The organism is Anaerostipes butyraticus (assembly GCF_016586355.1).
GTDB lineage: Bacteria > Bacillota > Clostridia > Lachnospirales > Lachnospiraceae > Anaerostipes > Anaerostipes butyraticus.
Window position 1 is genome coordinate 1 of the sequence record NZ_BLYI01000070.1, and the last position, 13,539, is coordinate 13,539.

Consider the following 13,539-nt stretch of genomic DNA (forward strand, 5'->3'; position numbering starts at 1 on the left):
GTCAGTGCACACAGTGCGGTAAAGAATAAAAGATCCTACTTCTATGCACAGTTCATGAGAATCAGCGCACATCGTGGGAAAAAGCGGGCCTATGTCGCAGTCGCTCATTCAATGCTGATCGCCATTTATCATATCCTCAAGGATGGGATGGCCTTTCAAGATCTTGGAGCTGATTACTATAATCAGTTCAATAAGGAACGTAAGATCCATGCATATCTCAAAAAGCTAAAAGCGCTTGGCTGGGAACCTCCTGTCGTTGCCTCATAAGATTTCCAGTTAAGTTTAAAAAGACATTAAAATTTATCAGGGAATAGTCTGCGCTTTTTTGGCTACCTGAAAGTTAATGTTTCACAGTAATAAAAAAACGCCCCGGAAACTTATCCTGTTTCCGAAGCGCTGCACTGTGTATTCAAGTTTTCAGCTTATGAGAAATAAAAGCCTTCAAAGTCATATTTATACACTCGATAAATAAACTTTTCAATATCCAGGCTGAAACTCTTTATTAATTTATGGGAGCTGTCATATTCTCCAAACACTCCTGCTATGCCGCTGTCCATTACCGTGTTGTCTCCAATGTCCTGAGCGCTGCTGACATAGCCGGAATATGGAACCGCAAAGGAATCTTCCAGCTGGAACGTACCTTTATTTTCATCTACAAGATACCGGTAATAGTAAGAGTTATCTCCTCCTTTTCCTGCATCATTGGTCAGTCCGATGGAAGACCATGAGAAATCAGGCTGTGATTCACTGAATCCAATATTATTGTTAAACATATACAGGTAATACTGCCCGTCTTCCAGGCTGTCATCTTCCACATAGGTGACAGAATGCTGTCCTCCCTGAAGTGTGAAGTCTCCATTCTGGGTCAGAAGCAGGGATTCATATCCGGTGCCGTCCCAGAACTCTTCTGAGCCGATCATATACTCAATGGACGGATCATCATACAAATCATCAATCTTCATAATGGTAGATGTTTCCCTGGAACTTATAATGATCTGGCCGTCTCCCAGCCACTGCAGAGTATTAATATGCATCCAGTCCAGATCTCCGTCAGAGGCGTCTTCGCAGGTCTTTTTATAATCTCCGAGAAAATCCGCCAGATCCAGGACTTTCGTCACTTTTCCGGACTCCTTGTTGATCAGGATGATCATATCTTCCACACTGCTGCTGTTTGTATCACTGGCCAGGATCAGGATATTTCCGTCATCATCAAACACATAATCATGGTGAAGATTATATTCTCCCGTATCATAAACTTTCGTCACCTGTCCCAGCCGGTTCACTCTGGCTATCTTCGTCTGGGAAATGCTGTAGTACATGCCGTCATCGTCAAATAAAAGTCTGTGGCTGCGGTACCCGATGATCGGCACCTCGCCTCTCAGCACTCCGTTGTTGTCATAGTAATACATAAAATCCAGATTCTCACTGTCGTTTCCCATCATCACATACAGGCCGTCGGCCAGCTGCTGGGAAGATGTTCCTTCTGTTGCATCCACAGTCGTATCTTCATTGCCGAGAAGGCTTCCCATGGTATATGTGGTTTCTTTCTCCGTCGTCTTTCCGTCCTTCGTTTTGATCGTAAAGGTTATGGTATTTTCCGTATCAGGAATCAGTCCCAGCACCTGAAATTCATGCTCGGTCTGATATTCTTCTCCCTGGTAAGCATCCGCTGAAAAATCATCAATTCCGTCCTCCTCTGCATGAACTGTGTAGGAAACAGATGCCGCTTCATCGGTTGTAAAGTATACATAAAGAGATTGTGTATTTGTGCCGTACAGATTATATTTTATCAGCATATTGTCTTCGGTATAATCCCCGGATTCTTTTTCCTCTTCGATCTCCTGTTCTATTTCTGACTGATTTTCTTCATTATAGGTGGCTTTGATATCTTCAAGAATTTCTTTCTGATCGGAACTGAGGATCGTTTTCCCTACATCCATATCTACGGTGGCTGTTGTCGAATCTTTTGATCCATCATCCGCCTTGCTTTCTTTATACTGCCGGTATCCGGCCGCCGCTGCTGTAATCCCTGCCGCAGCCACGATTACACATATGGCAATGATAATTTTTCAGTGCCTTTTCTTTTTCCTGAACTGAATGGTGATCTCCTCCTTCTCTTTTTCCACAACGATTTTGTATCTCATATTTTATCGAAGAAATATGTGTGTCCTATGTCCAAAATATGTTACTTTTGTGTAAAAAATATGAAGAAATTATGACATTTATACCAGATACTGCAATCTGACTTTTCTTTACAAAGAATTGATTTTGTGTTATGAAGAAGGATGAAACACATTTTATGGAAAGGAGTTCCTTAATTATATGAAACCTTCATTTGTTTTAAGAAATACACTAAGATCCGTGGATCATAAAGGATATCCGGCTTATAAAGGCCTTCGGGGGACCTATCAGTTCTCCTCTTATCTTCTGAACATTCACCATGTTCAGGGAGATCCGTTTGCTTCCCCTTCCAGCTTAAGTCTCTTTATTTCCGGCAAAGACGCCGGATTTCCTCAGGAATTATATGATACGCCATGGCGCCGGACGGCTTTTCAGGATCATCTGCTCCGCCTTTTTGGAAAGCAGCTGAACCGGCTCAGCTTTCAGGCTAAAGGCTCCGGAAAAAGCGGTCTTCTTGCAACCAGCAGCTGCGGCCAGGAAATCCTTGAACGGTCCGCTCTCCAGGTAAATCCGAAAAACGGTGATATTACTGCATGTTTTGAAGCCGGATTCCCCGCCAGAGGCCGCACCATTGACGCCAGATCCCTGGAAAAAATGCTGTTTGACCTGGTTCCAAAAGCTGCCGAAGCTTCTCTTTTTTATAAAGCAGTCTGTCAGGAAGATCTGATTCGTGACATTCATCTTTCTGATGATCAGCAGTATATCAGAGAACAGCTGCCATCTCTCGGACTTTGTGCTTTTGTGGCCAACGGATCCATCCTGCCAAGAGAAAGCGGTGTGTCCCAGAAGCCAATGAAAGATTCTGTGCCGTTTGTTTCCCCTGAAACTTATCAGATCACCTTGACCCCTCCCCACTGCGGTTCCATTACCGGAATGGGAATTCCTAAAGGCATTACCCTGATTGTCGGCGGCGGCTATCACGGAAAATCTACCCTGTTAAAGGCGCTCGAATTAGGAATATACAATCATATCGCAGGAGACGGCCGGGAATATGTGATCACTGATGACACTGCGGTAAAACTGCGGGCCGAAGATGGAAGAAGCATCCGCAGGACAGATATCTCTCTTTTCATCAATGACCTTCCAAATGGAAAAGATACCACTTCTTTTTCTACAGAAGACGCCAGCGGAAGCACCTCTCAGGCTGCTAATACGATTGAGGCCATCGAATCTGGAACATCTCTGTTTCTGATCGATGAAGATACCAGCGCCACCAATTTTATGATTCGGGATGAACTGATGCAGAGAGTTGTCAGCCGCCACCAGGAACCGATCACTCCTCTGATTGAGCGGATCCGGTATCTCTATGACTCACACGGGATTTCATCTGTACTGGTGGCCGGAAGTTCAGGATCCTTTTTTCACACGGCAGACCATATCATTCAGATGGAAAACTATCGTCCAAAAGATATTACTGAAGCCGCAAAAACTGCGGCCAAAGATTTCCCTGCGGTTTCCATTCCAAAGGAAGCGCCGCATTTTCCAGATTTTGTTCGCTGTTTCTCTCCCAATAAACGTCTCCTTGGAGACCGCCGCGTGAAGATCAAAGTCTTTGGAAAAGATTCTGTCTCCATCAACAAAGAGACCATCGATCTAAGATATGTGGAACAGCTGGCTGATTCAGAGCAGACCGCCTCTCTTGGATATGCTTTCCTCTATGCCCAGCTTCACATTATGAACGGAAAAAAAACACTGGGGCAGGTGGCAGACGAGATCATGGAACAGATCCGCCGCCATGGATTGATTTTCATTTCCGGAAGCAGCTATCCAAGAACCGGCCTCGCCATGCCAAGAAAGCAGGAAATCCTTGCCTGTATCAACCGGTATCGAAAACTTTAAAAAGCCAGGATGCTGCCCCACTGAATCACGAGTGCGGCAGCATCCTTTTGCAAATCATTGTTTTTTATAATGACCGGATATAGTTTAAAAACATTTTCTCTGCCGGATCCAAAGGCTGTTTCCTTGGGTAGATCAGGGAAATCGGCGAGCGGATATCATCCGCCAGCTGAATCATCCGGATTCCCTGACAGGACAGGGAGACTTCTTCAAACACCTTTGTGAAGTTTATCGTGATTCCCACATGTTCTTTCACAAAACTCATGATCGTGTTGGCCTGAGGAAATTCATACTGGATGTCCGGCACAAATCCCGCCTTACAGCAGCTGTCATAAAAAAACTCATAGCTTCCGCTTTCTTTCAGCGGAAAGATGAAGGTCTCCCCTTCCAGCTCCTTCAACTGGATTTCTTTTCTGTCCGCCAGCGGATGATCCTCATATACCACCGCACAGAGCCGGTCCTCATACAGGGGATGAAACCGGAATTTTTTCCTGTCCTTTATGAGCGATTCCCTTAAAATCATAAAGTCATAAGAATCCGCATCTTCAAGAATGTCTCTGCCCTTTTTCTCATCCACAATCAGCTGAATGTCCGGATGTTTTTCATGAAAGTCTGCCATGATCCGGGCGAAGTGATAAGGAGCCAGCACCGGCATGCTGCCGATGCGGATTTCCCTTTTCTTCCTGATCTGGCGGAGCATTTCTTCATACAGATCTGTTATTTCCTGGGCATATCGGTAAAATTCTTCCCCTTCCTTCGTTAGTTCAAATTTTCTTGTATTCCTTCGAATCAGAGTCACACCCAGCTCATTTTCCAGCTTTTTAATCTGCTTTGACAGCGCTCCCTGTGTCATATTGCAGACATATCCTGCTTCTGTAAAATTTTTCTGTCTGCATAATTCCATATAGTAATATAACTGCTGTATTTGCATTTTAATATATTCCTTTCTGGAATATATTATAGACAAAGTGGAATTGACTGTAAAGGCTTTTCCTCCCTATACTAAAGCCAGAAACAAATCAACGGGAGGAGCTATCTATGAAACAAAAAAATTTTTTCTATCATCGAATGATTTTTTATATATCCGGACTTTTAATTATGTCTGTAGGATCCAATCTGTTTTTAAAAGCAGCCCTTGGTGTTGCGCCAAGCTGTACGGTCGCACTGACTCTGACATACCTGTTTCCATTTCACAGTTATGCCTCTTTTAACTTTTTGATCAACACGGCATTCCTCGTGGGGGAAGTGTTTGTCCTGCGGCAGTTTCGAAAAAGTCAGATCATACAGCTGGCTCTGACCTTCCTCTATTCCGTATTTATCGAATGTACCTCATGGGGACTGTTTTTCATCCAGCCGGAAGGACTCCTGCAGAAAATTTCTCTTGCATTTCTGGCATGCGTGATCTTGTCCATCGGTGTTGCCTTTACGATCAATTCCGGATTTGCCGTTATGCCGATGGAAGGTCTTGTCAAAAGCATCGCAGACAAGACACACCACAGTTTTGGCGTAATCCGCGTCCTGCTGGAACTTTCCCTGACTGCCGGTTCTGCTGTTGTTGCATTCACCTTTCTTCACAACCTGTCACCAATCGGCATCGGCACAGTTCTGACCGCTTTCTTAAGCGGAAATATCACCAATCTTTTTTCCTTTCTTTTCGGGAAAAAAATGCAGGCCTTCCTGGGAGTCTGATCTCCAAGAAGGCCTTTTTCTAAAGCTGATCCATCCAGTCCCAGATTTCCGCCTGGCTGCCCGCTTCATAAAATTCCATATGCTCCAGCTTCTCATTCTCGGATAATCCCGGCTGGTTCACCCGCATATCCCCGATTTTTAAGACTTCTTTGTCACTGTACATTCTCTTCCGTATGCTCAGCTGATAAATCAGGCTGAACCGGTTGGTAATGGAACTCTGACTTAAGTCAGACAGACAGATCAGCTGAATGGAAAATGTATCTGCAATATCCATAACTGCCCGAAGAAGATGTTCGGATGACGTCCTGGCAAATGGATTGTCCATAATCAGAACTTTGGATTCTTCCACCGGCTCCTCACCGGCAGATCTTCTTCCCGCCGCTCTTATGTAAGTGATCAGAATTGATACCATAGTAAAGAATACGACAAACTTTTCGCCCCCTGAATTCTGAGACATGGCATCTTCCCAGCGCTTCATCCCACTGTTCTTCTCATTCAGGTCAATCTTATAGACATAAACCGGTATCTTACTGGTTCCGATCACCTGATTCAGAAGTTCCCGGCCGGAAGTCAGCGCCGCAAGACGTTCCCTGACTTTCTTTTCTTCTCTATCCTCTGCTTCTTTGTTATATTTCATAATGATTTCCAGACAGGAATCCAGATAGTCTTCCATCCGCTCCCTTGCGCCGGAATCCAGCTGTTTTGGAATGTCAATCCTCAGCATCTGCACCGGTCTGTTTTTTCCGGTCAGCCGTATCCTGGATTTCTGCACAATGAACTTAATCTCTTCATAAAGCATAACCGCATAACTCATACATTGATCGGCGACCTGCTGCTTCGTATGATAAATATTTTCCAGCTGGGTCTCATAATAATCCAGCAGTTTTTTCAGACTTTCTCTTTTTAACTGGTATTCTTCTATATATGGACGCAGTGTTTCCTGATCAAGATCTTCCGATTCAAACGCAAGATGTTCCAGCGTATCCAGAATATCTGAAATACATTTGTCTTTTCCGTAAAATTCTGAGCGGATTTCCTGATACAGCTTCCGGCAGTTCTGTCGTTTTTCCTGACTTTGTTTTCTTGCCTGCTGCATCTGACTTCGCAGTTCCCGGAACTGACGGTTCAGATCCTGCTCCAATGCAACTGCTTCTCCTTCTCCCGGAAGAATTTCCGCAAAATCTCCGATCCTCTTCATAAGATTCTCAGCATCATTTTTCTGACGTGTAATCTGAATCTGCCGTTTCCTGCATTCTTCTCTCTCTTTTTCCAGACATCCTATGCGCTGTTCATAATCCTGCAGAATTTCTTCTTTTCCCAAAGGTTCTGAAAGTCCTGTATCTTCCAGCGCTTTTTTCGCGTGAGACGCATTGGACTCTGCTTTCCCCTTTGCCTCTTTTATCTGCTCCACCTCCCGGCTGAGACGGCTGGTCTCCATTTCCAGCCGGTTCCCATCCTTTTTCAGCTGTTTGAGTTCTTCCGGATCATAGGAAAGATTCTGATAATCTTCCGGCTCCAGTCCGATTTCCTCCAGTTCAGCCGATGTCTCCCGAATCTGATGTTCCTTTTCTTCCAGCTGGCGTTTCCGGGAAGCCTCCCCTTCCGTCTGCTCTCGAACCAGGGTATCATACTCTTTCTCCATCTGCTGCAGACTGATTTCAATAAATTCCCCTTCCTGGGCAAACTCATATTTTGCCGCCTGTCTGGCAGCCTCATCCTTCTGAAGCCTGATCCCCTGAAGTTTCTGTGTCAGACTGGAGGCTGTCTCTTCCGCGGCTTCCTGATTTTCCTGAAGGCGGTCTGCCTGTTCCTGCGCCTTTTTAAGACTCTGGAGTATTTCTTCTAATTTCCGGCGCATTTCCTGATAGTTCTGATCTTCTTTCAAAAATTCCTCCAGCCGTGTTTCTCTGCCGGCAGCTTCCTGCCATGCCTTTTCCAGCTTCGGAATCCGATCCCTTAAAATTTCCAGCCGGTTTCTTATATCTTTTTGTCTTTCCTGGAAAACTTTTCTGCGCTCTTCTAACTCTGCCTTCTGCCGTTTCAGGTCTTCCATCTGTTTTTCCATGGATTCCCTGTCTCCTGCCTCATAGCCAAAAGACTGCAGAATGCTTTTTCCCTGATACAGCCGGTCCTGTTCCTGCTCCCAGTGGAGGCTCCGCTCCCGGCATTCTTCCAGCTGCCTTTTCTTTCGGCGGATATAACAGTCTCTCTGCTCCTGATCAAACAGTTCTCTTTCACAGACGGCCAGGAATCCGGGACTTTTTTCATATCGATAGACCGGTCCTCCTTCCGGCAGGCTCTCCGCCAGTTCCCGATAAGTAAAAACAGGAATCAGCTGACGCAGCATGCACCCTTTATAGGAAACTTCATTTATTTTTTTCAGTTCCTCCGTTGGAACAATGATTCCAAAGGCCAGAAGCGGGTTGCCGTCCAGTACTTTCATCCGCCGTTCCTGTTCCAGATTCTGAAGATAATCTTCGCCGGTTTCATAGGTAATGTCTGCATCTTCCAGGCGCTGCAGGACAGATTTCGGAAGATAGACATTATGATGTTCCATTCCGTCCAGCAAATCTTCCATCTGGCGTTCCTCCGCCTGTTCCCGGGCAATCCGTTTTCTCTGTTCCTGAATCTTATCCTCTATGATTTTTTGAGCGGTTTCTTTATCATACAGTAAATCCGCTTCCATATCATAAAGATCAAGCACTGCCAGACATTCTTTTTCTGCCTTTAAAAATTCTGCCATCCACTGTTCCTGCTCTGTGTGTTTATACTCCAGCGCATTGAATTCCCGGTCTGTCTCCATCCGGCCCTCTGCCTGTTCCTCTTCCTGCCGGTACAAAAGATCCTGCTCTTCCCGTGCTTCCCCGCACGCTTTCTCTGCTTCGTTCCGCTCTGTCTGCAGCCTGTTTTGAGCGTCTCTGACTTCCTCCGGTTCCAGATATCCCAGAAGATTTCTCAGCAGAGAAACGCCCGTCTTCTCAAGGATCTCCGGCTCTTCCTTCTGAAAATCCCTGATCTTTCCTTCCAGCATTCCTTTGGTCTGATGAAGATTTCGGATGTTTTCTTCCAATCTGCTTTTTTCCTGTTTATCCTGCTGCCGCCTTTCCTGAAGCGCATCCTGCTGCTCCTTATATGCTGCTTCTTTTTCCAGGGCCTCATTCAGACGTTTCCCCCAGCTTTGTTTCAGAGAATAGGCAAGATCCCGGATACGCCGTGACGTTTCATTTTCTTTCTGATCCTTTGCAATCTGTCGTTTCAGAGCATCTGCTGCTCCCTGAAGAATTTCTATTTTCTCCCAGAGCCTTGCTGCCCTCTGACATTCCTGAAGCCAGGCATTTTCCTTTTTTGACTCTTCCACACTCTTTCGTGCCATCATGGTCTGCTCCTCTTTTTCACAGATCATTTTCAGTTCTGCCTGACTGTGATACCACTGTTCAGAAGCCTGTTCCTGAAGAATATGACGCCTTTTTTGTTCCTGCTGCTCCATCTGCCGCGCTGTCTCTTCCTGCTGTTCTTCCAGCTGTTCCTGCAGCTGTTCCAACGCCCGGTACATTCCCTGGAATCTGCCTTCCGCGTGCCGGCACTGATGCAGCGTCTCCTCCAGCTGCCTTAGTGCTTCTTCCATTTTCTCATGGGAGCCTTCATACTTTTCCATCCTTTCTTTCGCCCGGATATAGTCTTCCTTGCGCATGGTCTCTTCTGCCAGGCTTTTCAGCAGATCCTGGATTCCTGTCTGGTCTGTATCCCCGGCGAGATGGACTTTTTCTATATTTTTGATAATCCACTCATTTAAAATGCTGTCAGAAGTGCTGCAGCGTTCAAAAAGTTCTGTGATTCCGCCCTCATCATTGTTCATCCGCACAATGATATTTTTCCATTCTTCCTGAGAAATTCCAAACTCCATCAGTTTTTTCCTGTATTCTCTGGCATCCTCCCTGCTGAAATAGAATGCCTCCCGGTTGGACGAAGCAATCTTTTTGACACTTTCTCTTGCTTTCTCAAAAGGCATCAGAAACTGCCGCCCTTTTTCCTGGCGGACGAACGGAAGGGACTGCAGGTCAAACGGCGATGCCTGACGGTAATAATTTCCAAAGGTAAAGTAATGAATCCTCCCGCTTTCATCAGAAGCAGACGTCCTTGGCGCAATGGCAATGCCCGTCATCAGATACTCCCGGCGGACCGGATTGTCCAGTTTCCATTCCAGGATCACATAGGTCGGACTGGTTCCTTTCTTAAAGTAATCTGCCATTTTCCTTTTCTGCATTTTCAGATCCGGAAGAATCGGCTGCATCATCAGCTGAACGAGAACGCTTTTCCCTCCGCCATTTGCCAGATTTAATAAAGCATTTTCTCCGTCATAAAAGCGAAATGTCTCATCGGTGATCTCTCTGGCATCATCGTTGTATGCAAAATTTATAATACGAATTCTGTTGATCTTCGGCATGGTCACTCTCCTTGTCCTAATATCCGGTGCAGTTCCTGCACCCTTGCCTCATCCAGGTAATGATACAAAAACAGATCATCCAGGCGCTTCGTCCTGCGGATCTGTCTTCCTTCTTCAAAAATCCGGATCAGTCTCTCCTGTTCCAGCTGATGATAGGCTCTGCTTATGGTTCCATATTTGGATTTGCGCAGATTCCAGTCTCCGATCTGCTTGCTGTCCCAGAGCCGTGCAATCTTGGCGAAATTCACATCCTCTTCTTCCTCCAGCTTTCTGGTCTTCTCTTCATCTTCCAGATAAGACCGCATTTTCTGATCCAGCTCCTCCATCAGATCCCTGGTCAGAATAAATTCTCTCTGAATCGGATTAGTGTTTTTCCCGCCATAAAACATCTGAAAAATCATCATAAAGATATAGCTTTGAAGATAAGCGTCCGCCAGCCTGGCATCCGCCGCAATGTTCAGCCGGTATTCTTTCAGAGTGTATCCAAGCACCCCATTATCCATATCAGGAATCAGATAAATGGTCCTTCCCGTATCCAGAAGTTCGAATCCCAGTTCTTCTTCGAACTCCCCAAGAATCTGGCGTACCTCCTCCTTTCGGAATTCCAGGTACAATTCTCCATCCTGTTTTGCGTCCAGCTCGCCGTCTTCCAGAAGCTTATGAAAAATTGCCAGAGCTTTTTTCAACATCTGCTTTATCCTCACTTTCTCTTTTCTGTATGGTTACTTTGATCTCATCCATGATAATGCGTTTTAACTGCTTTTCTGTCATGCCGTCCTGTTCTTTCCGGCTTTCCTCTATCTCTGTCTGGAATTTTCCTCCGTTTTTTTCGAAGGAAAGACTCTGGATTCCATAAAAATCCGGATGCTCCAGTTCCATCTGATACAGACAGTAAGACAGGTCAAATTCCCCATTTGCCTCCGGTATTTCCTTATCTTCCCTCTGTCTCCATTCTCCCAGATCTATCTTTTTATAATCATACAGCTTGAGCATCACAAGAAAAATTCGTTTCTCCTCTGTATAAATTTCCGGTTTCTCCGCATGCTGGTTTAAATATTGATAAAACTCTGAGAATGTAAAAACAGGGTGATCTTTTCCATAAGAAAACATTCGTTCCATAAGTTTTACATGAATGAAATCTCTTCTTCTCTGTTCCTGAAATCTCCTGTCTTCCTCAAATACATCCTCTTCTATGGCAGCTTCTTCCGTTTCTTCCTCATGAAGTTTTCCCTGAGGCTGATAGGGCATAGATAAAAGAAGCTGCTTTCTGGCTCTTGGCCGTCTTAGCGGAACAAACAGCTTCCAGAGGGATTCGATCTGTTCTCCTTTTACATGCTCCATTGGTTCCATGATCTCCTTCTGAAAATCATAACGCCGCACCATGGCAGTATAAAAGCTGTCACGAATGGTTTCTTCATAAATATCATTCATTTCAAACCGTTTTCCGATCAGATTTCTTTGCTGCACAGTCACCGACGTCAGATTCTGCCGGATCAGCGCAAGATTTCTTAATGCCTCCGTCACGGCTTCATCTTCCATGGTGTGATCTGCCTGCTCCTGATAAATTCTCTCCTCATCTCTCTCCACCTGTTCTTTTAATTCCAGCATTCCCTGATATTCTTCATCCAGCAGATGGTAAGTCTCATCCAGAAGCTTCTTATGCTCTCCCCGGTCAATCGTATAGATATTCTGACGGATCCGGTCGATAAACAGTTCCAGTTCCTTTTCTTTCTGGCGCAGCATATTCATCAGTTCCTGACTCTGACGCAGGGCATGCTTATAATTTTTCCGTTTCAGGAGTTCCTTGAGTTTCAGCTGTTCCAGTTTGAAATCCAGTTCTTTATCCACCTCTCTGGTCCGAAACAAAAGATTGTACCCCTGATCCGTCAGCTGATATACAATCTTCCCTCCATCGGTAATCTTATCCTGAATCAGCCGGATTCGGATCTCTTTCATCCCATGTTCATAATCCATGACATGATACGTCTTTTCTTCTCCCTTGTTCTGCAGAATATCTCTTACCATATATTCCGTCAGCCGGTAAATCTGCTCCTCCGAAAAATCTTTTTGAAAAGCCGGAAGCACTTTTTCTAAAAATGCCGCCATATTTTCCATCGTACACTGATCATTTTCATTCAGTGTCTGTTCCATGATATAAACAAGCAGTGAAAAAAAGAGATTATCCATCTCCTCTTCCTCAAACCACTCTTCAATCTCTGTGGAACGGTTTCTCCTTCCGACAATGGAATCCACCGCCGCCACGAATCCCATCCTTTCCTGGAATCCCTGCAAAAATTCTAGCATTGCTCACCTCTGTACATTTCCTTATAATCCTGATAATTTATGATTTCCTGTGGGATCATCTTCTTTTGATCCAGGATCTCCCGGATCTTCTCCCTGTCCTCTTTCGAAAACGCTTCCAGGACATCTTCGTTCCATATTATATTTTTCCTGCTGGGCGCATCGGGGAGTTCCTGCAGCGTCTTCGCTTTTTGCAGCATTTTCTTATAAAGGCCGGAAAACAGCCGGATCGTAAGCTTCGGATTTGCTCTGCACATCCCGTCAAAAATACGAATTCCTTCCCGGTCAATATCTCCGGCATAAAGGATCTCTGCCTGCGTCCATCCGGTCTCCGTTAAAAACCTGCTGAGCGCCTCCTTTTTCTCTGCTTTTTTCCCTTCTCCATAAACCAGAAGTCCGATTTTCTCTCCCAGGATTCTGGCTGTTTTTTCATGGAAAAACAAACGTCCCAGAGAATACCATGGATCTTTGTTCTCCAGTACAAGAACCGCGCCTTCTTTTTGGAATTCCTTCGAAAAAAACGGTTCCGGTGTCTCATAAACTCCCAGGTCTTCCAAAGTAATTCCATTGAATTTTAAAATCTGCCGGCCTTTGGAACTTTCCAGGAATTTCTCATCTTTCCATATCTCAAAGGACTTTTCCTTCACTGACATAGTACGGCTCCAGATCGGTTTCCCCTTCCATAAATACTCACTCAGCTGGTCAATGTCTTCCTTTGCTTCTATATATAATGAGACATTTTTTCGATATCCTTCCAGATTCATTTTCATATGAAGCCGCCGGATCTCCGAAATATAGGCGCTGACATCTTCTGCCTGCCGGATCTTACGGTACTTTTGATAGACCGGCGGATGAAAGGATGTTTTTCCCTGACGTTTTACCGGGCAGATCCTCCCTTCCGCTTCCCACTGTTCCAGCAGATCATGCAGTTCCTGATAACTCATATCCGGATCCAGTTCCAGAATATCTTTGTATCGAAATGTTGTATTAGAAATACGATCTAATAACATAACTCTCCTTTTTCTATATATAAATTCTTTTTGCCGTTATTTCATGAAAATTGTATGATTATAGTATAACATAGAAAC

At 44.9% G+C, this 13,539-nt stretch carries 8 protein-coding genes and 1 pseudogene; 3 read left to right on the forward strand and 6 right to left on the reverse strand.

What is annotated here, in order from left to right; all coding sequences use genetic code 11:
• Positions 1–267, forward strand: a pseudogene (locus tag JMF81_RS15035) (IS110 family transposase); the annotation flags it as partial.
• A gap of 155 nt (positions 268–422) precedes the next feature.
• Here the strand turns inward: JMF81_RS15035 and JMF81_RS15040 are convergent.
• A complete protein-coding gene (locus tag JMF81_RS15040) occupies positions 423–2,042 on the reverse strand; it encodes an aryl-sulfate sulfotransferase (RefSeq protein WP_243282707.1) in 1,620 nt (539 codons plus the stop codon).
• Between the two features lie 280 nt (positions 2,043–2,322).
• Between JMF81_RS15040 and JMF81_RS15045 the strand changes: the two genes are divergently transcribed.
• Entirely contained in the window at positions 2,323–4,020 is a 1,698-nt protein-coding gene (locus tag JMF81_RS15045; protein WP_201312244.1) for an ABC-ATPase domain-containing protein, read from the forward strand.
• Between the two features lie 64 nt (positions 4,021–4,084).
• Here the strand turns inward: JMF81_RS15045 and JMF81_RS15050 are convergent, their stop codons facing one another.
• Positions 4,085–4,948, reverse strand: coding sequence for a LysR family transcriptional regulator (locus tag JMF81_RS15050; RefSeq protein ID WP_201312245.1), 864 nt, complete (start codon positions 4,946–4,948; stop codon positions 4,085–4,087).
• Between the two features lie 107 nt (positions 4,949–5,055).
• On the opposite strand from JMF81_RS15050, the gene JMF81_RS15055 reads away from it, so the two are divergent.
• Complete coding sequence (locus tag JMF81_RS15055; RefSeq protein WP_201312246.1) at positions 5,056–5,706, forward strand: YczE/YyaS/YitT family protein; 651 nt, start codon at positions 5,056–5,058, stop codon at positions 5,704–5,706.
• A gap of 19 nt (positions 5,707–5,725) precedes the next feature.
• Here JMF81_RS15055 and JMF81_RS15060 read toward each other — a convergent pair whose 3' ends face one another.
• The 4 genes from JMF81_RS15060 to JMF81_RS15075 are packed head-to-tail and all read right to left on the reverse strand — an operon-like array spanning position 5,726 to position 13,461.
• Positions 5,726–10,150, reverse strand: a complete 4,425-nt coding sequence (locus JMF81_RS15060) for a coiled-coil domain-containing protein (RefSeq protein ID WP_201312247.1) — start codon at positions 10,148–10,150, stop codon at positions 5,726–5,728.
• Between the two features lie 2 nt (positions 10,151–10,152).
• On the reverse strand, positions 10,153–10,839 hold the full coding sequence (locus JMF81_RS15065) for a DUF6063 family protein (protein ID WP_201312248.1): 687 nt from the start codon (positions 10,837–10,839) through the stop codon (positions 10,153–10,155).
• Positions 10,808–12,454 carry a hypothetical protein gene (locus JMF81_RS15070; RefSeq protein WP_201312249.1) on the reverse strand — a complete coding sequence of 549 codons (1,647 nt, stop codon included), beginning with the start codon at positions 12,452–12,454 and terminating at the stop codon, positions 10,808–10,810. The genes JMF81_RS15065 and JMF81_RS15070 overlap by 32 nt, the downstream gene beginning before the upstream one ends.
• On the reverse strand, positions 12,448–13,461 hold the full coding sequence (locus JMF81_RS15075) for a Wadjet anti-phage system protein JetD domain-containing protein (protein WP_201312250.1): 1,014 nt from the start codon (positions 13,459–13,461) through the stop codon (positions 12,448–12,450). Before JMF81_RS15075 ends, JMF81_RS15070 begins: the two co-directional genes overlap by 7 nt.
• Between the last annotated feature and the right edge of the window lie 78 nt (positions 13,462–13,539).

Excerpts from the sequence above, each read along its gene's own strand:
- JMF81_RS15045 (WP_201312244.1), top strand. The coding sequence starts at position 2,323 with ATGAAACCTTCATTTGTTTTAAGAAATACACTAAGATCCGTGGATCAT.
- JMF81_RS15050 (WP_201312245.1), bottom strand. The coding sequence starts at position 4,948 with ATGCAAATACAGCAGTTATATTACTATATGGAATTATGCAGACAGAAA.
- JMF81_RS15055 (WP_201312246.1), top strand. The coding sequence starts at position 5,056 with ATGAAACAAAAAAATTTTTTCTATCATCGAATGATTTTTTATATATCC.
- JMF81_RS15060 (WP_201312247.1), bottom strand. The coding sequence starts at position 10,150 with ATGCCGAAGATCAACAGAATTCGTATTATAAATTTTGCATACAACGAT.
- JMF81_RS15065 (WP_201312248.1), bottom strand. The coding sequence starts at position 10,839 with ATGTTGAAAAAAGCTCTGGCAATTTTTCATAAGCTTCTGGAAGACGGC.
- JMF81_RS15070 (WP_201312249.1), bottom strand. The coding sequence starts at position 12,454 with ATGCTAGAATTTTTGCAGGGATTCCAGGAAAGGATGGGATTCGTGGCG.
- JMF81_RS15075 (WP_201312250.1), bottom strand. The coding sequence starts at position 13,461 with ATGTTATTAGATCGTATTTCTAATACAACATTTCGATACAAAGATATT.